Origin of the sequence: Cohnella endophytica (assembly GCF_003628305.1) — a bacterium.
Lineage (GTDB): Bacteria > Bacillota > Bacilli > Paenibacillales > Paenibacillaceae > Cohnella > Cohnella endophytica.
The window spans coordinates 102,715-123,556 of the sequence record NZ_RBZM01000011.1; the positions used below are offsets into that span (position 1 = coordinate 102,715).

The 20,842-nt window shown below is 49.6% G+C and carries 11 protein-coding genes; all 11 read right to left on the minus strand.

Annotation, left to right across the window (positions count from 1 at the left end; genetic code table 11):
- Window positions 1-49 precede the first annotated feature (49 nt).
- Complete coding sequence (locus D7Z26_RS23480; protein ID WP_120979464.1) at window positions 50-409, minus strand: MmcQ/YjbR family DNA-binding protein; 360 nt, start codon at window positions 407-409, stop codon at window positions 50-52.
- Entirely contained in the window at window positions 406-4,761 is a 4,356-nt protein-coding gene (locus D7Z26_RS23485; RefSeq protein ID WP_158602419.1) for an Ig-like domain-containing protein, read from the minus strand. The genes D7Z26_RS23480 and D7Z26_RS23485 overlap by 4 nt, the downstream gene beginning before the upstream one ends.
- 147 nt (window positions 4,762-4,908) lie before the next feature.
- Complete coding sequence (gene metK / locus D7Z26_RS23490) at window positions 4,909-6,111, minus strand: methionine adenosyltransferase (protein ID WP_233567163.1); 1,203 nt, start codon at window positions 6,109-6,111, stop codon at window positions 4,909-4,911.
- A 128-nt stretch (window positions 6,112-6,239) separates the two neighbouring features.
- On the minus strand, window positions 6,240-6,503 hold the full coding sequence (locus D7Z26_RS23495) for an alpha/beta-type small acid-soluble spore protein (protein WP_120979467.1): 264 nt from the start codon (window positions 6,501-6,503) through the stop codon (window positions 6,240-6,242).
- A gap of 363 nt (window positions 6,504-6,866) precedes the next feature.
- Complete coding sequence (locus D7Z26_RS23500) at window positions 6,867-7,340, minus strand: hypothetical protein (RefSeq protein WP_120979468.1); 474 nt, start codon at window positions 7,338-7,340, stop codon at window positions 6,867-6,869.
- A gap of 21 nt (window positions 7,341-7,361) precedes the next feature.
- Entirely contained in the window at window positions 7,362-9,497 is a 2,136-nt protein-coding gene (locus D7Z26_RS23505) for a hypothetical protein (RefSeq protein ID WP_120979469.1), read from the minus strand.
- 114 nt (window positions 9,498-9,611) lie between these two features.
- Window positions 9,612-12,755: an S-layer homology domain-containing protein gene (locus tag D7Z26_RS23510; protein ID WP_120979470.1), complete on the minus strand. Its 3,144-nt coding sequence runs from the start codon at window positions 12,753-12,755 to the stop codon at window positions 9,612-9,614.
- Between the two features lie 470 nt (window positions 12,756-13,225).
- Window positions 13,226-17,077 (minus strand): S-layer homology domain-containing protein, encoded by a 3,852-nt coding sequence (locus D7Z26_RS23515; protein ID WP_120979471.1) that lies wholly within the window; start codon window positions 17,075-17,077, stop codon window positions 13,226-13,228.
- Between the two features lie 297 nt (window positions 17,078-17,374).
- Window positions 17,375-18,505, minus strand: coding sequence for a glycosyltransferase family 4 protein (locus D7Z26_RS23520; protein ID WP_120979582.1), 1,131 nt, complete (start codon window positions 18,503-18,505; stop codon window positions 17,375-17,377).
- Between the two features lie 136 nt (window positions 18,506-18,641).
- Window positions 18,642-19,412: a WecB/TagA/CpsF family glycosyltransferase gene (locus D7Z26_RS23525; protein WP_325050472.1), complete on the minus strand. Its 771-nt coding sequence runs from the start codon at window positions 19,410-19,412 to the stop codon at window positions 18,642-18,644.
- Between the two features lie 49 nt (window positions 19,413-19,461).
- On the minus strand, window positions 19,462-20,688 hold the full coding sequence (gene csaB / locus D7Z26_RS23530; protein ID WP_120979472.1) for a polysaccharide pyruvyl transferase CsaB: 1,227 nt from the start codon (window positions 20,686-20,688) through the stop codon (window positions 19,462-19,464).
- Window positions 20,689-20,842 lie beyond the last annotated feature (154 nt).

A 20,842-nucleotide genomic window follows, 5' to 3' on the forward strand; every position in this document is an offset into this window, starting at 1 on the left:
AAAGGCGAGCAAGGCAACAAAAAAAGCGGCCAAGTGCGCCGCTTTCCCGTTATTGTATGTCCTCCCGCTCCCGCTTGGTCAGCTTTCCCCAAGCGAGGCGGTAGGATTGCTCCAGCATCGCGAGCAACTCGCCGTCCGGAACCTCTCCGTTCAGTAGGACGGTATTCCAATGTCTCTTGTTCATATGGTATCCCGGAAGTACCGTCCCGGGATATTGCTGCCGGAGCAGCCATGCCTCCTCGGGATCGGCTTTTAAGTTGACGCTCTCCGACTCTCCCGTCTTGCCGAACAACGCGAACATCTTGCTTCCGACGAACAATACGGGCAAGTCCGGATCGAAGGGATATTTCAGCGCGGTTCCCTTCCACTTCTTCCCCTTCGCTATGAGCTGATTATGGTTCAGGCTCATAGGAAATTAACGTACTCAAGGAATCGTTTGATCATAATCGCCGCTTCCGCGCGGGTCGCGTTGCTTTGCGGGTTAATCGTATTCGCCGTCGAGCCTTTGATGAATCCGGCGGTTACGCAAATGGACATCCCGTCCTTCGCCCAGTTGCTCACTTTATTCTTGTCCTTAAATGCGTTTAGAGCGGAACTCGATGTACTCGTCTGCACGCCAACGTAATTCATGGCTCTCACGAGCATCGTCGCCATTTCTTCGCGTGTTACTGCAGCGTTCGGACGGAATTTGCCATCGCTTCCTCCTTCTACGATTCCCGCTTTGCTTACCGCGCCGATATAAGCGGCTTTAAGGTTTTGAACGGAAACGTCCGAATAACGCGAGGCTGCCGTACGATCCCCATCCAATCCGATTCCGCGAGCGATGAACTCGGCGAACTCGGATCTCGTAATGCTCCTGCCGGGAGCAAAGGTTTTAACCGTATAACCCGGCACGATGAATTTGGAAGCAAGGAGCAATACTTCGTTACTCGCCCAGTGCTTATCCATATCCGTAAATGTCGCGTTTTTGCGAACTACGGCATACGTGCTATTGCCCTTGCGCATGAAGTTAACTCTAGTCGTTCCTCCGGAGCCTTCAATGACGGTCGGTACGTATACCAGCTCATTCGAAGCGCTATCCAAGCGAACGACCGAGACATTGCTCGTCGAACCGGATAACGACGATAACACGAATGTACGCTTCACGAACGAATCGTAATTGTCTATCGCTTTTACGTTCGTTCCCGTTAGGATGCCGGCGGAGAAATCCGCAGGCGTCGCCAAGGACTGCGCTCCGATTATGTTCAATGCCGATACGACCGGAGCGCTGGCATTTTTCTCGATGCTGAGTTGCAAGTAGGACGAATTGGTATTCCCGCCCGCTAGATAGATTTCTTTGCTATAGTTCACCGCGGTAAGCGGCAACTCGAACTGCAAGTCTCCGAAGTCTACCCTGAACGATGCATTGGAGGCTCTGGAAGCCGCGTCCATGATCGCGCTGATCGGAATCGCCACCAACGCTCCGAGCTCCGTAGACGGAACCTTGAAAGTGACGCGAGGAACGCTGACACCGCCGCTTTGCCTAATCGTGTCATAGGCTCCGAGGAACTTCGTCCCGTCCAAGGTATATCTGACCGTCGATCTTCCGGAAGGCAATGCGCCTGATCCCGTGGACGATGTCTTGGCAACGACGAACTGCAGTCCTCCCGTGCTATCCGCCTCAAGGTAATCCGGGAGATTAACAATCGTAGAAGATTGATTTGTAACGGCCGTCTCCGCAATCGCGGCGACCGGCTGATTCAGTTGGTCTTTCAACGGAACCCCTGTCGGCATATAACTCAACGAAACGGTCTGGCCGGTCTTGACCGGGGTTGCAAGAGTTAGGTTCACGGTCGCTCCCGATACGGCGATCGAGCTAATGCTAGAGAAAGTACCGTCGACCTTGACATAATATTGCGACGAGTACGGAACGGAAGTCGCATTAAGCGGGGCGCTATAGGTCAGCGTTATTACTCCCGCTTTAACGACGGCGGAAGAAAGTACCGCCGTAATCGATGAACTCGCTACGATACGATAACTATTAATGGCCACCGCGGCGTTTCCCGCCAAATCCTTGATGCCTGTACCGCCCGGAATATAGGAAACGTAGAGAACCGCGTCGGTCTCGATCGCTTGGGTCATTGTCAATTCGACCGCGTTATTCGTGACGACCACCGAGGATATCGCCGCCGCCGTTGATCCCTTTATTACGGAGAAATTGGACTTCAACGGAACGGAGTTCATATCCAGGCCCTCGTTAAAGGTTAACGTAATCTTCGTCCCCACAGCCGTTGCGCTTGCTAGAACGGGAGGAGTGATATCGTTCGCGTTCTGTACGTAGAAATCAGCGAACCCCGTTACCGCGTTGCCGCTTAGATCCCGAAGCGGCGCCGCTCCCGGCGCGTAGGACACGCTTACCGATTGAACGTTCACGCTCGCGTAAGGTATCGTCAGCGTTACCGTTGTGCCGCTTGCCGAGATGTTGCTAACGCCTTGGGCGACGCCGTTATATTTGACGACGAATTGAGAGACGGCACCGCTCGTCAGAGCGGCCAAAGATTTGTTGAACGTTAACGTAAGAACCGTGCCGTTCAACATTCCGCTGACCGGTCTTGCCAAAGTCGTATCCAGCGTGTTCGTAACTTCTTTCGCCGTGAATGGCGCAGCCGGATTACCCGATAGATCCTTCAGGATGTGATTACTGTCCGAATCACGGGTATACGAGACTTTTACGGCTTGGCCGACGGCAACCCCGGATTGCATCGTCAACCGAACCGTTCTGCCCACGATCGAGATCGCGTTAACTTGCCTAGGAACGTCGTTAACCGTAACGAAGAAGTTTGACGGATATGGAACGAAGTCTTCATCCAGGTCTTTGTTATAAGTTAACACGAGCGCGCTGCCATCCATCATCGCGCTCACGAATACAGGCGCAGTCGTATCCGTTCCGATCGTCTGGAAGGTCCACCGGTAATCGTTCAGAATTCCCGGGAACGGATTAGCGGCGACGTCCGTAATGGCGTTATTAGGTACGTTAACGATATAGGATGTAGCCATCGTCAGTCCCGGCGTCGTCAGGTTGACCTTACGTGAATTCGCAGAATCAGCCGATAAAGTCGCCGGTATTCCGGTTCCCCTCACGGCGCCGATGACGGGATAGATCGTAGCCGTCACTCCCGCATTCACTAGAATCGGTTCGTCGAACAACATGGACAGAGTCGCGTTGGTCTTTACGCTATTCGTTCCGGATACCGGCGACGTGCTGACCAATTCTGGCGGCGTAGTATCGGAGGAGATTCTGAACCACCAGGAGCTATAGTCCGTTGTTGCTATGCCCGCATAGGCGTTACCGGACAAATCCGTTATCGCTAGCGATCCGATCTGAACGGCATAGGATGTGTTCTTGACGAAATTGCCGCATGTTCCGTAAGCCGAAGGCGTAATCGTAATCGTGTCCGTCCCTCCGCCCGTTACGGCGCCGGAGGTAACCGGAATCGAACAGAAAATTGAAGTCGTAGTCGCGTTACGAATAACGATCGTTCCGCTACCCGGCTTGACGGGTTCGTTAAACTTGATGCTTAGGCTTCCGCTAATCGCGGAAGTTGTGGAACCGCTTGACGGCGTTACCGAAATGGCCACCGGCGGGGTAGTATCCGTTCCCGGAATCGTGGAGAAGTTCCAAGACACGGCATCGACGATTCCTTCGTACAAATTATTGGCGGCATCCTTGAATACCCCGGGATCCATCATAATGTAGTAGGAAGTATTCGGTAACAAACTCGTTGCGAAATTAATAGTCGCACTAAGTCCTGAAGTCGTAACCCGTGATGCATCGGAGGTTGCCATATCCAGAGTGGAAATGATGGCGTTATTGTCTACTCTCTTTAGATAGATTTTCCCCGAGGTCCCTTTATATATCGTTGACCCGAACGTCATCGTCGCCGTGAAAGCTCCGATAGGCACGCCTACGCTATCATCAGCTGGAGCTAACGAAGACACAGATACTAGTGGCGCAGTCGTCGTGAAGCTCCAGAATGGAGGCGCGAACGCATTTCCCACGACGTCAACGAAAGCGGTAGGGTCTATTTGAACTTGATAAGATTTACCCGATACGAGTCGAATCGAGGGACGGATGGTAATCTCCGTTTTACCTCCGCCTGCATCGATGCCGCTGCCCGTAACTTCCGGTGACAGAACCGAGATGATTTGCGTATCTCCCGTATCCGTACGGATAATCCTAATGCTACCCGAAGCGGTGTTAACAATCTCGCTGAAAAGCAGCTTCAATGCGCCAGTAGCTGTCATTGTTCCTCCGGAAACCGGAGTCAACGTCGCGGTAGGAGGAGTAAAGTCATTCGCGATGACGCCGAAATTCCACGTGGTAGCATTCGCGATTCCCGCATAACCCCCGCCGGAAGAATTCACGAAGGCATTGTTGCTGATTTCCACGTAATATCTCTGCCCTGCGACAAGCGACGAACCGGGATCGATCTGAACCGTATCCGCGCTTAGGAATATAATATTGCCGTTATTAATGTCGTAAGATACCGCCGTTGCATTCGTAGCGGAATTCTTAATAGCGATCGTACCGCCGCCCCTAAGCACGTTCTGGTCGAATTTAATTCTTAGCTTGGCATTCGCGGGAACCGATGTCTCGTTGTTCGACGGATAAGTCGATACTACGGCCGGATCCCCCTGAGCCGCAGTCGCCACTCCCGCCACCCATAGTTGCAACAATAGCGATAGGATCATAACAAAAGATAGTGTACGTTTAAGCTGCAAAAGATAACCCTCCCGATGAACACACATAGTACTTTATATTTCGGCTAACAAGACCCATATGATTAGGGACAAAGGACTTATTTCCCAATTCGTCGCGCAAAAAAAAGACTTCCGCTTTCGCGGAAGTCTTCGTTATAATCCGTTCGGTTATGCCAATGCGCCTTGCTTTAAAGCTTCGACTTTGTCGAGACGCTCCCAAGGGAGGTCTACGTCCGTACGGCCGAAGTGACCGTATGCAGCCGTCTGGCGGTAGATCGGACGGCGCAGGTCGAGCATCTTGATGATGCCAGCCGGACGAAGATCGAAGTTGTTGACGATCAAGTCGACAAGCTTTTCTTCTTCCACTTTTCCGGTGCCGTAAGTGTCTACGTTAATCGATACGGGACTAGCCACGCCGATCGCGTAAGCCAGCTGGATTTCGCATTTGTCGGCCAAGCCGGCAGCAACGATGTTCTTCGCAACGTAACGAGCCGCATAAGCCGCGGAACGGTCGACTTTCGTCGGATCCTTACCAGAGAATGCGCCGCCGCCGTGACGAGCATAACCGCCATAAGTATCGACGATGATCTTGCGTCCCGTCAACCCCGCATCCCCTTGCGGTCCGCCGATAACGAAACGTCCCGTCGGGTTAATGAAGAATTTGGTTTCGTCATCTAGCCATTCGGATGGAACTTCCGGATAGATGACGTGCTCGCGAATATCGTTCTGGATTTGCTCCAGCGATATGTCTTCGGAGTGCTGAGTCGATACGACGATCGCGTCTACGCGGACCGGTTTGCCGTCTTCGTATTGTACCGTAACTTGCGTTTTACCGTCCGGACGAAGGTAATCCAACTTGCCGTTCTTGCGAACTTCGGACAAGCGGCGGGACAAACGGTGAGCCAAAGCGATCGGTAGAGGCATCAGTTCAGGCGTCTCATTGGATGCGAAACCGAACATCAAACCTTGGTCTCCGGCGCCGATATCTTCGTTCTCTTGTTGGATGTCTTTGCCGTCGCGCGTCTCGAGAGCCGCGTTAACGCCCTGGGCGATATCAGCGGATTGTTCGTTAAGCGAGGTCAATACCGCGCATGTGCTGGAATCAAAACCGTATTTAGCGCGCGTATATCCGATTTCTTTAATCGTGCGGCGTGCGATTGCGGAAATATCGATATAATCGGCTTTGCTGCTGATCTCGCCGATAACGAGTACTAACCCAGTCGCTACAGACACTTCGCATGCCACCCGGGCATAAGGGTCTGCTTCTAGGAACGCATCCAATACCGCGTCCGAAATTTGATCACAGATTTTATCCGGATGGCCTTCGGTGACCGATTCGGATGTGAAGAGATGCCGTCCTTTAATCGACAAAGTCTCCAACCTCCACATATAAAATCAACCTTTTCCACTAGGAAAAGGTTGTTTAAGCTAAACCTTCGATTAATAATAATACCGGAACTGTCGAGGAGTGTCAATGAAATGGGGCCTGATCCATCTTTTTATAAAATTGTTTGTTGCGCTTGCCGGACCAGCCTCTGGGTTATTCCTCCACCTAGAGCGCCTGCTTCTCTCGAGGTTAAGTTCCCCAAATATTGTTCCCCATAACTTGCGGAAAATATACCTCCCAATTCACCCGCGAATTCCGTGTCCAAGCCCCCGGTATTCGTCGTTATCGGTACACCAAGCTCGGATGCGATCTCGTATTTCATCTGTTTCAGCGCATTCGCGCATTCCGGTACGACCAATCTGTTGCTTCTAGCCATGTTGTAATGAACCTCCTTCAATGTGATGGTCTTAGTGTGGCTCGGGCCACCTCATTCAAGGCGTATGACTTATTGGGACGAGGGGCAAAATGTAGAAGTATTCTTTATCGACTTTAAGCTTTCGTTGAATATACAGGTCTGTTCGCTGGATGCGGAAATTATTCTCCTTAATCACATTTTTTACGTTGCCAACGGCACGTTTCTTGTGTCTTCGACATTTATTTCCCAGGTAACTATCGCCCCAGATTCCGAACGATATGCATAATCAAAACTAATACTCCACGATTGCAACTTACTTAGTCCAAACAAAAAGCCAACCGGAGAAAGAAAATCCGGTTGGCTCTTCGATAAAAATAATAATTACTATTGCAGTTTGTATCCGCCGCGCACGAGCACGATAAGTCCTTTAGTCTGCTTAGGATCCGCTTCGATTCCTCTTGCACCTCTAGGGTTCAGAATCAAATGATCGTTCTTGACCGGTTTGCCAGGCTTGACGTCAAGCCCATCCGTCAAGTCGGATAGCCCATTCGCGTCCGAACTGTACGCTATAGCTTTTCCAGTCCGCACGATCATTTCTCCGCCGTCTTCAACCACTAACTTCGTTCCCCAAGGAACCGTCACCGTCTCAAGCTTAGAAGAGCCTCCGCCCCCCGTTGAACCCTGCTTGGCAAGCTCTTGCTGTACGAGCTTGCTAACAACGCTGTCCACATAACCTTTGGTAACGATCGGATCGTCTACCGAGCCGGGAGTGGAATCAGACGCTGCAAAAGAAGAAGCACTCCATATGATTGCTACTAATATTACTGCTCCGAGCACAACCCATAACTTTTGCTTCATTTTGGATCCTCACTGACTTGTTTAATTGTCGATATAGAACCATGTGATTTCTTTAGTTGCCATCAAGAATTTCTCGTCTTTGTATACATGGTATACGTTAACACGATATTTAACGCGGCTTTCGAATTTGATAAAGACTTCTGGTGTTGTCTCAACGATCGACTTTGACAGCTTTGTTCCAACTTTTAAGTTGTCTTCGGCATCTGCCTTTACCGGATCGTTAATGCTAAACTCCTTGGAGAATTGAGCCATCTTGGAGTCTAGGTTAACGACTTCTACGAGAATTTTATGATCGTTGGATTCATTCTCGTAATCTCCAAGCTTTTGAAGATCGTAGTCAAAGGTCAGTTTTACGCCATTTGTCATATAATCATTGCCGACTTGAACTTCATTGAAGGACGCCAGTACGTTATTCATAGAGAACACATAGTTCTGAACGCCAATGTCTTTCAACATCGTTTTTGTAGTCGATTGATCGTTTTTGACAACTTTGTAGGCGAACGGTTGTGCAATTGACGTTAATGCCGTAGTTCCTTCTCCAGTACCTGGTGAAGAAATGCTTTGACCGATGGTGAAAGTTACATAATCAGTCGTATATGTTTTCGGCACTTTGGCCCATGCAGTTAATAGCACTTTACCGGTTGGCATAATTTTTTCTTTGTACTCGGTGAACGTTACAGGTATTGTTGCTTGAGATTGGTTTTGTACATATCCTGCCAGCGCCGCTGGCGAAACCGGTCTATTTTCTTTATTCTGATATTCCACTTCAAAATAGATGTTCTCATAACGATCACCCTCAAGATAAGTTGCTCTCAGCAACTTCACATCCGCACGACGTCCCAAGTTACTTATCACATAGGTTTGATCAATATTGTAGGAAGGGATTATATTGACATGGTTGTCGGAAAAATGATAGATCGTTTTGGCAGTTTCCTCACCTGTCTTTTTCTCCGCTACTGCCAGGACAATCTCTTTTATAGATGTCGAGAAAGGTATTTCCGTTCGGATTACTGTACTGCTAGTTTCACCCGGTCCTAGAAGAGCAATTTGGTCTAGTATTGTCGAAGTCGTCTGAGAAGCGCTCATATCGACACCGTTTACCGTAAATACTCCGCTCAAGTTAGGGATTTCTTTGAATGTATTTGATTTATTCGTAATTTGCAGTTCAGCAAGCAATACATCTCCATTGCCGGAAGGCGTTCTCTGAATGTTATTCAATTTTATCGAATAATCATTATAGCTAAATGCTCCGCCGATCTTCTGCGCACTTGAAGTTTGTGCTCCAATCTTTGCAGGTACGATGAATACGCCCAAAGGAATCGTAACGTTATTAGCTTCATCAGCGACTGCAGCTGTTAGATTAATTCCTTTTTTTGCGCTTTCTATAGGGATTGTACTATGTAACGTTATAATCTTTCTTTCCGAAGGCTGAATGATTACTTTCGACAAATCTCCAGTATCCACATCATATGTCATTTGATTTTCCGTTTGTACGAAGAATTTCATTTTAGATAAGTTCGTCGTTTTACTTCCTACATTTTCTACTAAAAAGTTCATGGTAACAAATGCTTTGTCATCATCCTGACTGACTAGATATTGCTTCAATGCACTGCGAACTTTCGTCGTATCGTAGAGCATTGCTTTTGCAGTAAATGCTTGAACCTTTTCCGTAGAACTCGCAGGGTATTGAATCGTCCCTAGTTTTCTTTCATAGCCGCTTACCGAGAAATCCCATTTTATAATTTCAAATTTATAATCAGAGATTTTAGCCGTTGAATCGACAATGCCAAAGTAAGTTAAATTTAAGGATGAGTTCGCTGCAACTTTAGTTTTGCTTTTATCTGCGGTGATCAGATTAACACTGTAGGATTTATTAGCAGAGTCTTTTACTCTGATCCAATAGTCGATCAAATTCAACTCTTTATTTTCGTTATTCGTAACTGTCACCGTGAATGACAACACTCTACCACGCTCTTGAGAAAGAAATTGAGCATCTTTTAACGTTAAAGAACTTTTGGCGGAGAGCTTGATAATTTGTTTATCGATGCTCGGTCTAGTATTAGCAGCATTTACATGGATAGAGGCTGGACTAAGAAACGACAATGCCATACACAGCATTAGCATTATCGTTGTAACTCTTTTGATCTTGAGTATCAAGGTAATTCCTCCTGTTTCGTTATATATAACATATAAACGTCCAGAGTATGGAATTAGTTTCGTATAAATAAAAATAAAGAGCCGAGTTTCCTCGGCTCTTTATTTTGATAAAGATTAGGACAGCGTTACAGTCTTAGTACCAACAACAGTACCAGAAGTTGCAGTTACAGTAACAACGTCTCCAGCTGCAGCCGTACCAGTTAGAGTTAGAACACCAGAATTGTTAATTGTAACAGATCCCGCAGCACCAGTCGTAGATACAGTCCAAACAACCGTAGGTGTAGCGATAGCAGTGCCGTATTGATCAAGTACTGCTACAGTGTAGTTAGCCGTAGGGCCAGTGTGTGCAACAGTTGCTGCACCGCTAACTGTAACTGTTGTTGCAGTTTGAGTATAACCTGGAACGAATGATGGAGCAGAAATGTTGTAGCTGTCAGCAGTTGGATTCACATAGTATACAGCAGTTTGAATCGTTCCTGCATTTACAGTTACAGACGTAAGGTTTGCGCCATCAGTAGTAGAGCGGAAACCACCGCCGTTTGGAGTCAACGTAACATTGTAAGTGTAAGGAGTAACAACTGCGTTACCATTAGCATCTACAGGTTTAACGAAGACTTGAACTGGCGTGTTAGCTGTAACAGCAAGTTTATCAGCGGAAAGGTCTTTACCGTTCACATCGAACACTTTGAAGCCAGAGAATGCACCAGGAACTACGTTGATTGCGGAAGAACCTTGAGTAGCTTGCGGTACGGACGTGTTCTCAACAGTTACAGACAGCAATCCAGCTTTATCAGCTTTTACGCTAGCCGCACTCAAAACTGCATTGACTGCAGTAATCGAACCTTCCAAGTAGAGCTTGCCACCGTCAGTCCACTTCGAACCAAGAGCAGGAGCATTAACACCGCTAAGTGCAGAATCAGGAGTGATCGTTACTTTAACATTGTGAGTACCAACTGTTGCATCGCTACCGTATTGGTCTTTTGCAGACACTACGACTTTTACAACTTCGCCAGCAACAGCTTGAGAAGTACTTGTCGAGAAAGCAGTAATCGATACGCCCATTTGTGTAGGGACGATATACGATACAGTGATTGTTTTCCCTGCAGATGCAGTGAGGGAAGCATTCGAAGCTGTCAATGTCCAAGCATTACCATTGTAAGGTTGTGCAGTGTACGTTGCAGTAGCTTCACCATTAGCATCTGTGTAAACAGTTACTGGAGCAGTTCCGCCGTTAATCGAAGAAGTACCTGTTCCAGCGGCTCTTGCAGCATTAATAGATACAGCTACACCGGATTCTTTAACTTTATTACCGTTAGCATCAGTCAGTTTAACTGTAACCGTAGTTGTTGGGTTAGAAGCGGAAATCGTGTCTTGGCCTACGGACAAGGACAATTTAGCTTTATCTCCAACATTTACGGAGAACTTAATAGCATCAGCAGCTGTCAGGTTACCAGCGCTGTCTTTAACGACTACATTGTACTCGCCAGCAAGAGCTTGACCATTTGGTGCATTCAACGTGAAGCTAGTAGCGCCAGCAGTAAGCGCAATACCGTCGCCATTTGCTACAGGAGTAGCACCAACATTGATGCCGATTGCAGCAGATCCATCAGCTTTAGTTACGAAAACTTTAGGAGTAACGCCAGCAACGCCAGCTTTAGGGTATCCATTAACGTCAAGGGAGCTCAGGTTAACTGTAAGAGTAGTTGCACCTTGATCCAAAGTCGTTGTTGAAGTAGACAGACCAGCAGCCAATTTCTTTTCAACGCCAACAACAACAGCATTGATCGTTGCGGAAGCAGCCGTCAGGTTAGTTCCTGTTACATTCAAAGAAGAAGTTCCAACTACACCCAATTGAGATTTCAAGCTAATTGGAGTAGGTGTTCCAGCGATGTAAGAAGTGCTGTAAGTGTCTTGGTTGCCAGACGCGAATTTCAGTGCGCCTGTCAAGCTTACCGTCAATCCGTAGACGCCGGATTTCATCGTTTTACCGGATTGGTCAAGCACTTGAACCGTTGCAGTTGCTGTAGTTGCTGCGTTTGCTTCTACATAAGTAGGAGCAGAGATGTCGATTTTAGTTGCAACTTGACTTACTGTTTTGACATCAGCAGTTGCAGTAACGTTAGCAACATTTTGCAAGTTCAGAGCAGTGATCGTAGAAGTAACGCCTGCAACAGAACCGGATTTGATTTTAGCTTTAGCAACACCATTTGTTACTGTAGCATTAGTAATTTGTGCAGGGCCGTTAACAAGTGTAGCTGCTGCATTTACAATTTTAATGTCAACCGTGCCATTGTATCCTTCTACTACACTACCGTTTTTGTCGACCGCTTGAACGGAGATGTCGTACTCGGACTCGTTGTTTGCAACGATTTCAGCTGGAGCAACAACTTTAAGTCCTGCAACAGCGCCGTATACGGAGATTTTAACCGTACCGGATTGCGCGCCAACCGTTGCAGTTACAGTGTACACACCAGGAGCAGTAGCAACGAATTTACCAGCAGCCGTGACGATTGCATCGCCAGTTACGCTGAATGTTGCGCCAGCTTTGCTAGAAGTAACTGTTACAGCTTCGCCTACAGCTACGTTTTCTTTGGAAGCTTTAACTTCCAGAGCTGTTTGGCCAGCTTGAGCTACAGCGAATGCGATGTCGATCGTTTGACCGCGAGTTGCATCAGCAGTGTATTTCAGGCCTTCGGAGATAAGTCCAGCTTCAAGAGCTGCTTTGATGTAAGGACCAGCCCAGTCGGACGATCCTGTAACTTTTACTCCGTCTTCTGTTTTCAGTTTAGCGATTGTAGCAGCAACTTTAATGATGGATTCTACAGTGACGTTAGCTTTCGGGCTGAATTTGCCAGCGCCGGAGCCGTTAACCAAACCAGCTTTAGCAGCTGCTTCGATTGCACCGAAGTACCATTGGCCGACTTTAACATCGGAGAAAGTGTTGCCGGAAGTTGCAGGAGTCAGACCAGCAACAGCAACAGCGATTGTAGCGAACTCAGCGCGCGTCAATTTGTCAGCAGCGTGAACGTCGCCATCAGGAGTACCTTTCAAAATTCCAGCATCTACGAACCACTTGTATTTCTCAGCAGTCGTGGATGGTGCAGCAGCGTCAGCAGCAGCCGCCATGTTGGCGAACAGGCCGAACACTAAGGTAAGCATAAGGATTAGGGATAAACTTTTTTTCATAACCTTTTTTTCTCCTCCTCGAGAAAATATCTGTTTTGTTTGTTTGGAAGAATTATAGCTCGAATCTCTCATCGGTGTTTCACCCCCTTCCTTGAGTAGAGCATTGTCTATAATTGATGTCTGACGGCATGCCTAGTATGTAGATCATGTCGCAGAAACTCGTAAACGGTAGTAAAAAATCGATAGCGAACACAAAGAGGGCAGGGTAAAATATGCCACTTTCCCCATTATACATGAGGCGCTTGTGCAGCGTAAAGAAGATTTTGCTAGAGAGATCAGAAGATTAGTTCTAGAGTCCCTCTCGTTAGGCTCATCATGTTAAACGCACGGCGCGAAGAAAAGTTGCGATTATAATCAAAATGCCTTAACTTTTTTTAACCATATCTTATACGATCAAACCTTTGGCTATATGTAAGGGCATATCGCTACTCTAGTATAGCTTGGACAAGAGCCCTAGTCATTGGTAAATCATTTCCTTCTTAACCAATGAAAGCGAGAAAAAGGAGAGATCCATGGATCTCTCCTTTCTCTCAGCAGTCAGACTAGCTTAGATTTTTCGGGAAGATGCTTGTGCTTTTCTTCAACAGCTCGACCGTAATCTTACCGGCCTCCGCTCGCGTCATATAGCCTTTCGGGTTAAAGCTGTATACCGGCTTCTTCTGGCCCGGTACCGTTACCGGCGTACCCGTCATAATTTTAGCCTTGTTGACGGCATCGATGGCCGGCCTTGCATAATAATGGATGCTGCCGGAGTCCACGAAAGCTTTCGCCAGATTGTTCTCCAGCTTCGTATCGTTAATCGCCATCTTAAGCTTCATTGCCCTGGCGATCATAACCGCCGCTTCTTGACGGGTAATCGGAATTCCGGCGCCGAAGAATCCTTCGTCCAGTCCGGTTACGATACCTGCCCTTGCCGCGGTTTCGATATGCTCGTAATCCCAGGTCGTCGTTTTCGTGCCCGGCGTAATGTCGAAGAAGGTTTGATTCCCTCCGGCGTTAATCGGAAGATTCATTCCTTTGACTAGCAGCGTCGCAAATTCCCCGCGCGTAGTCATGTCATTGGCGCCGAACTCGTCGAAACGGACGTTATTCATAATGCCTTTGGAATAGAGAGCGTTCAAGATGTTGCGCGCCCAAGTATGGTTCGTAATATCGGTAAAGCCTTTTCTCAGCTTCACGACCATGTAATATCCGAAATCATCGAACGGTACGGTGATCGTATGTTTCTTGGTATCGACTTCTCCACCGATGTTCTCCCAATCGCCTTTGTCCGTGTAACGGAACACGGAGACGGTGTACCCGACTTCGTCAACGACGTTGGTGTCGTACTTGAGCGTCAATTGGCCGCGATTGGTCGGAATGACTTTGCGCTCGAGCTCGTACTCCGTAAATCTACCTTCTACGGAGTAAGGTGCAAGACCGTTAGTTGCAGGTTTGTACCCGATCTGTCCTTTATTGCCGAGTTCCCCTACCCCGCCGCTAATCCAGTAGGTCGGAGAGATTCTCGTGAAGTTCGTCGTATTCGTATTGTTGCCGAAACGAATGACGAGATAATCCGGAATGAGAATCGGGCTAGCGCCCTGATAGGTCCGAGCATCGTTGTTCACGTTAATGATATTGCCATAGTCGTTCCTTCTGTCCACGACGCCATCTACCGGATCCGCGATGCCGAACAGGAACATCGTATCATTATATAGCTTGGTAATTCCGTTCGTATTCGTGTTAGCCGATTTCAACACCGTTCCTTTAGGGAACGTCAACTGCAAGTTCTTATTGAATACATCGAATTTAGTCGTTAACTTCTGCATGAATTGGCTATCGACTTGAACGGTGCTTGTGTAATACACCTGTACCGTATCGCTGATCGTCGTGTCCGCCCGTTTGATCTGTACTTTGATGGCCGTCTGCTTGTCCGCTTTGAGTCCGACGAAATCGTAAGTAAAGCGATTGTTCAGATCCGCGCGTTTCGTAGCGCTGATGCCGTTAATCAAGACGTCCGTTGCGCCTTCGGCTTCGATGTCGAAGCGAACGAAGTTCTTGTTCACGATGATCTGATTGCCTACCGTCGGTTGAGGAGACAAGATCCGGTATGGAGAAACCTCTCTCGTGATCTCTAACGTCTGGTTCGTGCGAGCGCCGGTGCTGTTGATCAACTCAAGATTATAGACGTGAGAGCCTGGAGCTGCATACTTAATGTCTCTGATCCGCAGAATAAAGTCCTTCTGGTCCCCTGCGAAGTCATAATAGTAGGTGGTTCCGTTATATGCGAACGTGAGACCTTGCTCTAAAGTAGGCGAACCTTCTACCGGTATCGTCTTCGTGAAGAAAGAATCCGATCCGAGCTTCAGGTTAAGAATCGAAGCTCCGCCGCCGCGCATAACGAGATCGTAGCCGGTTTCGCTTGTTACGTATTTATCCGTTTTGAAAGTGAACTCGGGAGACACGGCGAAAATGTTCGCCATCTGAGTCGACGTATACGCTCCGAGATTTGCCGACGTAAATGCCTCTCGAGTAGCTACGCTAAGCGTAGGCTGCAGACGCGAGATCGTCGACACGTTCGTATCGATGAGGTAGATCTTGATTTCCTTGATGATCTCTTGGCTAATGCCCGTGGCGCCAGTATTCACGCCTTTGAATACGATTTTGTTTTCCCCGAAAACGAGTGGGCCGGTTCCGCCTATCGTGAGATCCAAGCTGAAACCCGCAGTCGCGTTCGCGTTATTAAGAACCGGAGTAGTCATCGCGATCCCGTTCACGAAATACTGAACGCCCGAAAGGTTCTTGAAGCCCATGTATTGACCGCTGACCGTCAACTTATTGCCGGTGGTCCGGGAATCGAACGTATAAGTCTGTCCGTCGTACAAGTTGGCTACATAGATGTAGCTTTTCTGAACGTAAGTAATATCCGCGTTATAAGTAGAAGACGAACCCGTGTACTTGAATTGGATCTTTTGTTGTCCGTTCGCGAAATTGTCTACTTTGTAGACTGTTGAAGTACCAGCAGTCCCCACCAGAGTCAATGTTAATGTTGTTGTGCTAAGAGGAAGATAAGATCCTAACAAAGGCGTAGTCGGCACTTTGTCAGAGTCTACCAAGATATAGAATGTCGAATCGCTTACCTCAGCTCCATTTAACGGCTCTTTGGCTGCGGTAGCAATGCTGCTAGTGCCATCGTAACCAGGCAGATACTGCATTTTCGTAATCGCAGTGTCGCCGGGCAAATATTTGAACTTACCGTTAAACGTCGTACTGAACGTTCCATAGGTGACCGTCAGATTTGCCACTTGATCTTTCAAATAGGCTCCGCCGCTTACGTCGAACGGGAAGCTAGCAGGCGTCACGAAGTGGATCAGCTTGTACTGCGGCGTAATGCCGTCCGCGCCCGGAATAATGGTTTCGGTAGTAGAAGTCGCAGCCGGAATGGTCGCCGTAACGCTACCGTTCAAGTTGTAGGTGGCCGTTCCGCCGAAAGCGGTCGCCGAGTATGGAGCGAGCATCGTCACGTCGAGCGTGGCTGTTTCCCCAGGAGGAGTCGTTCCGCCGGTCGTTAATTGCGGGATGTTATTCAAAAGCTGGTACGTTCCCGAAGAATGAACCAGCTTCACGTCCGTGTAAGGCTTGTTCAAGTCGAAATAATAAATATCGCGGGTAATATTGATCGTATTCGTTCCGTTGGTAATCGACATCTTGAGAGAGTTCAAGCCCGGCTGCAAAGTCAATGCCGGCGAGAAAAACGTACCGTCGTCCAACACGGAAGTCAGTACGGCCGTACCGCCGTTAACGCTTACGGTTGCTTTATTCGCGTTCTTGGCAACCCCTTGCAGCGTAATGGTTTGCGAAGGAACGACTGCTTGCGCGCCTTCGTTCAGATTAATGGTCGTAGATCCGCTAATGACCTTTAAGCTTTGAAGATACGGGATTTGATCATAGAGAACGTAGAAAACGTCCGAACGTTGGATCGATCCTTGCATCCCCGTGAACGTAATTCTGTTCATCCCGCTGAACAAGGTCAAGTTGCCAGCAGTAAACCGGTTCGTCGAACCCGTGTCCTCTTGAACGGAACCCGTCGTAAAATGAGTCGCGTCGGGTGTCCAAGTCCCATTTTGTTGGAGGTTCAACTGATCGATCTTAACGCTCATCGTCGTAGCTGAAACATACGCGAATGTTCCCTTGACCGTCAGATTTCCGGTATTCGTCGTATAAGCATTCGCGCGCGTAAGCAGAGTCGAAGCGCCAGCAACGTCGATCGTTCTTAACGCCGTGTCGCGGATTCCCGTAGTATCCGGAATGAAATAGGTGGCCGAACTGGCCGCGGTCGCTTCTTTCACAAGACCTGCAGGGACCAAGGTTACGGCTAGAACGAGTGCAAGAAAGGCTGATAATAATTTCTTCACGTAACTTCCTCCTTATGTATGGCTAGAGTCGTTGGACTCCCACTTATTAATGATGGAATGGCGATAGTCTATCTACGAACAAATCTCCCGATTGAGTTCCTCCCTATGGCGGTATTCGCCTAATTCGGCATGTTCTACCATTAGACGTCACGATTCCGCAAAAGTTCCGTACTCTTGTTATCGGGCTTCCGCAAGGAAATGTTTAGACGATCGGACGAAAAAAAGACCGGATCGCTCAACCTTATCGAGATAAGGTTAGCAATCTGGCCTTTGAGGTGTATGAATAAATGAATAGGATTACTTCCCGCGGGATTGAGTCTGCGGCTTCATGCGAAGACGAGCAATCAGATCAAGCACGGGACGGCGAGTCTGATCGACGATACCGATCAGTTCGGCTCCGATCTGGAGCAGGAAGACGAGCGCGCAAATAACGATGAACGTAATCCAATTGCCTAGACCCGAATTCGATACGGCGGACTGAATGACCGCGCATGCGCCAAAGAACGTCGCGATTCCATAGATGATAAGCACGGTCATGCGATGGCTGAATCCGAGCTGCTGTAAGCAGTGATGCAGATGCCCTTTGTCCGGGGCGAAGATCGGTTTCTTATGAATCCAGCGGCGAACGATGGCGAAGAACGTATCGGACAACGGCACGCCGATGATCAGCAAAGGCGTTACGAAGGAAACGATCGTAATCTGCTTAAATCCGAGCATGGATAGAGTCGCAAGCGCGAACCCTAGGAAAAGAGAACCCGAGTCTCCCATGAATATTTTCGCGGGATGGAAGTTAAAGAACAGGAAGCCCACGATGCTGCCGAGCAATACGGTAGACAGCAATACGACTGTGCTGCTGCCCATGATGATGCCCATGACTAGAATGGTAGCGACCGCGATGCCCGAGACGCCTGCGGCGAGCCCGTCCAACCCGTCGATCAAGTTGATCGCGTTCGTCACCCCGACGATCCAGAAGATCGTAAGCGGGATGCTGAGCCATTCGCCGAGCGGCTGCATGGACGAGCCGAACGGGATGTTGAGCAAGTTGATTTTGACGTCATAGCCGAATACAACGATACAAGCGGCACCGATCTGGATAAGCAACTTAAGCTTAGCGGATAGATCGAACTTGTCGTCGAGCGCGCCGAGGAGAACGATTACCGTTCCGCCTACGAGCATGGCGCTGATTAAATTACGGTCGTACGCGCTCAGCGTGCCTTCCGGCACCCAAGGCAATATAAGCAACAACCCGATAACGAACGAAGCATAGATCGCTACGCCGCCAAGACGGGGCATAATTCTCGTATGGACTTTTCGTTGGTTCGGCACGTCGATCGCGCCGATGCGAACCGCCAGTTTCTTGACGAGCGGCGTAAGTACTAGCGCAAGACCCAAAGCTGCAATGAATGAGATGAGTCCAATTCCTAGCATCCAACCTGACACCATTCACAACTCCCCTTTTTTCTGTACCGGATGAATTATACTCCCGCCGGAAGGATATGAACAAGGTGAACATTTAGTCGTTTTCAGCCGTTTTAGTTTATTTTCATCATTTTCATGAAAGTTTTCACGATGAATTGCTCTGTTTCAGGACTTTTTCTCCGTCTTTAATGACTTTGAGGGCAAATTTCGGAAGAACGAGCATCCGTCCGAACCGGCTAGGCTGCTGCAGCAGTCTGTAGAACCACTCCATCCCCATCTTCCGAAAAATGGCCGGAGCGCGCTTCAGCTTGCCCGCGACGACGTCGAAGCTGCCTCCGACCCCCATCACGACGGGTACTCCGAGCTCGGATTGGTACTTCTCAATCCAAGGCTCTTGATTCATCGTTGCGCGCGCCACGAATAACAGATCCGGACGAGCTTCGCGAATCGCCGCCACGACCTCTTCGTCATCCTTATCGGTAAAATACCCATCGCGGTGGCCGACGAATCGTACGCCGGGATAACGTTGACGTAATTTCTCGTAGGCAGTTCCGATAATGTCCGACGAAGCGCCGAGCAAATAAGCGCTCCAACCCTTCCGGTCTCCTACGCTCAGAAGCTCGTGCATCAGATCGAAGCCGGCCACCCGTTCCTGTACGGGCTGTTTAAGACGGCGCGCCGCCCATACGACGCCCGAACCGTCGGGAACGACTAAATCCGCGGTCGCCAGCGTATGATGGAAGGAAGGGTTGTCCAAGCCGACCATCAGCATGATCGGGTTCCCCGTCACTACGCGATGAAGACGACGCTCTTCGATCGCTTGGGTCAAGTATGCGACGGTTTCCTCCATGTTCATCTTGGAAAAAGGTACTCCGTACAAGGAAACCGTAGGATACGGCTTCGTATTGGGATTCAAATTGGGTCACTCTCCAGCTGTCATGTGGTTTGGCTGTAAACGCACATCTCTAAATAGTACGTATAGAAGCGATGATTTGTTGCGCGGGTCTCGTCGCTTCCTGCTTCAGGCGCTCGATCGCCGCGTCGGACTTTTGATGCCAATCGCCGGAGTCCCGTAAAATATCGTCGGCCTCGCGAGCGAATTGTTCCGCGTCCAGAGCCTCGGTCGTGCCGACGGCGCGCTGTCCGAGCCGTTGCAGAAACTGATCGATCTTGGGATCGTACGATACCCCAAGGAGCGGAATGTTACGATTCGCCGCATAAATGAGCGAATGAAGCCGCATCCCGATGAGCAACGCGCATCGGCCGACCTCCCGCAGCATCTGCTGCGGGTCATCGTGCGCCGGGGCCAACTCCAGCTCCGCCGGAGCGCCCGAGCGCGCTAGCCGTTCCATCACGTAGCGGGACGCGTCTTCGTCCTCGCCGCGATGGAACGGCAGGAAGCGCAGCCGCACGCCGCCCGGGCGGCGTCGGGCCAGCGCTTCAAGCGCGTCGGCCACGCGGTCCATGTCCGCGCGGTCGCCGCGCCAGAACCTGACGGACACGCCCACCAACGGTGGCGTGTCCACTTCCGCGGCGGCGGCGCTAGCACCCGCCGCAACGCCCTCGCCGCCGGTCTCAGCCGGCAGCGGCAAGCCCATGACCGGATCCGGCACCACTTCAATGTGCCCCGGATCTACGCCATAACCCCGCAGCAACGACGCGGATTCCTCGTCGCGCACCGACACGTACGCGGCCTTCTTGAAGGCCCGCGCGATGAAGGGCTTGAACATCGCCCGGTTTACCGGACCGATGCCCTGCGCGTACACGAACGTCGGCTTGCCCGCCCATCTCGCGAGCGCCATGATTCCCAAATAATACGGAATAGAACCCATTCCGGTTGCATCTTGGAGCAAACTTCCTCCGCCGCTGATGAGCCCGTCGCTATTCTTAAGCGCCTTGCGCACTTCGCCGAGCTTCGTCCGATGAACGGCTTCCACTCCGTACTGCCCGCGAGTCCATTCCGGATCTCCCGACAGCACGACCGGTTCGACGGCGATTCCGGACCGCTCCGCCTCCGCTTCGAGAGCCGCGAGTATGCTTTTGAGCACCGCTTCGTCCCCGCTATTGCGGAAACCGTAATATCCCGAGAGCACCACGCGGAACTTCTGCTTCCCGTTTTCATTCGCTTTTCCGTCACGATTTCCGATTTTCTCCCGCCCCAATCGCTTAGGTATACTTGTAGGATGCTCCATCGCGGCTCTCTCTACAAGTTACCATTTCTATATCCACTAAGCCCAATGATAATTTTTTAACGTTCTATCCGAGCCTCTCTTCGCATCAAAATCCCCCGCCGGCCGATCCTTCGGCCGAGCAGGGGATCGAGTGCGCTCGATGAGCTCCGTGTAA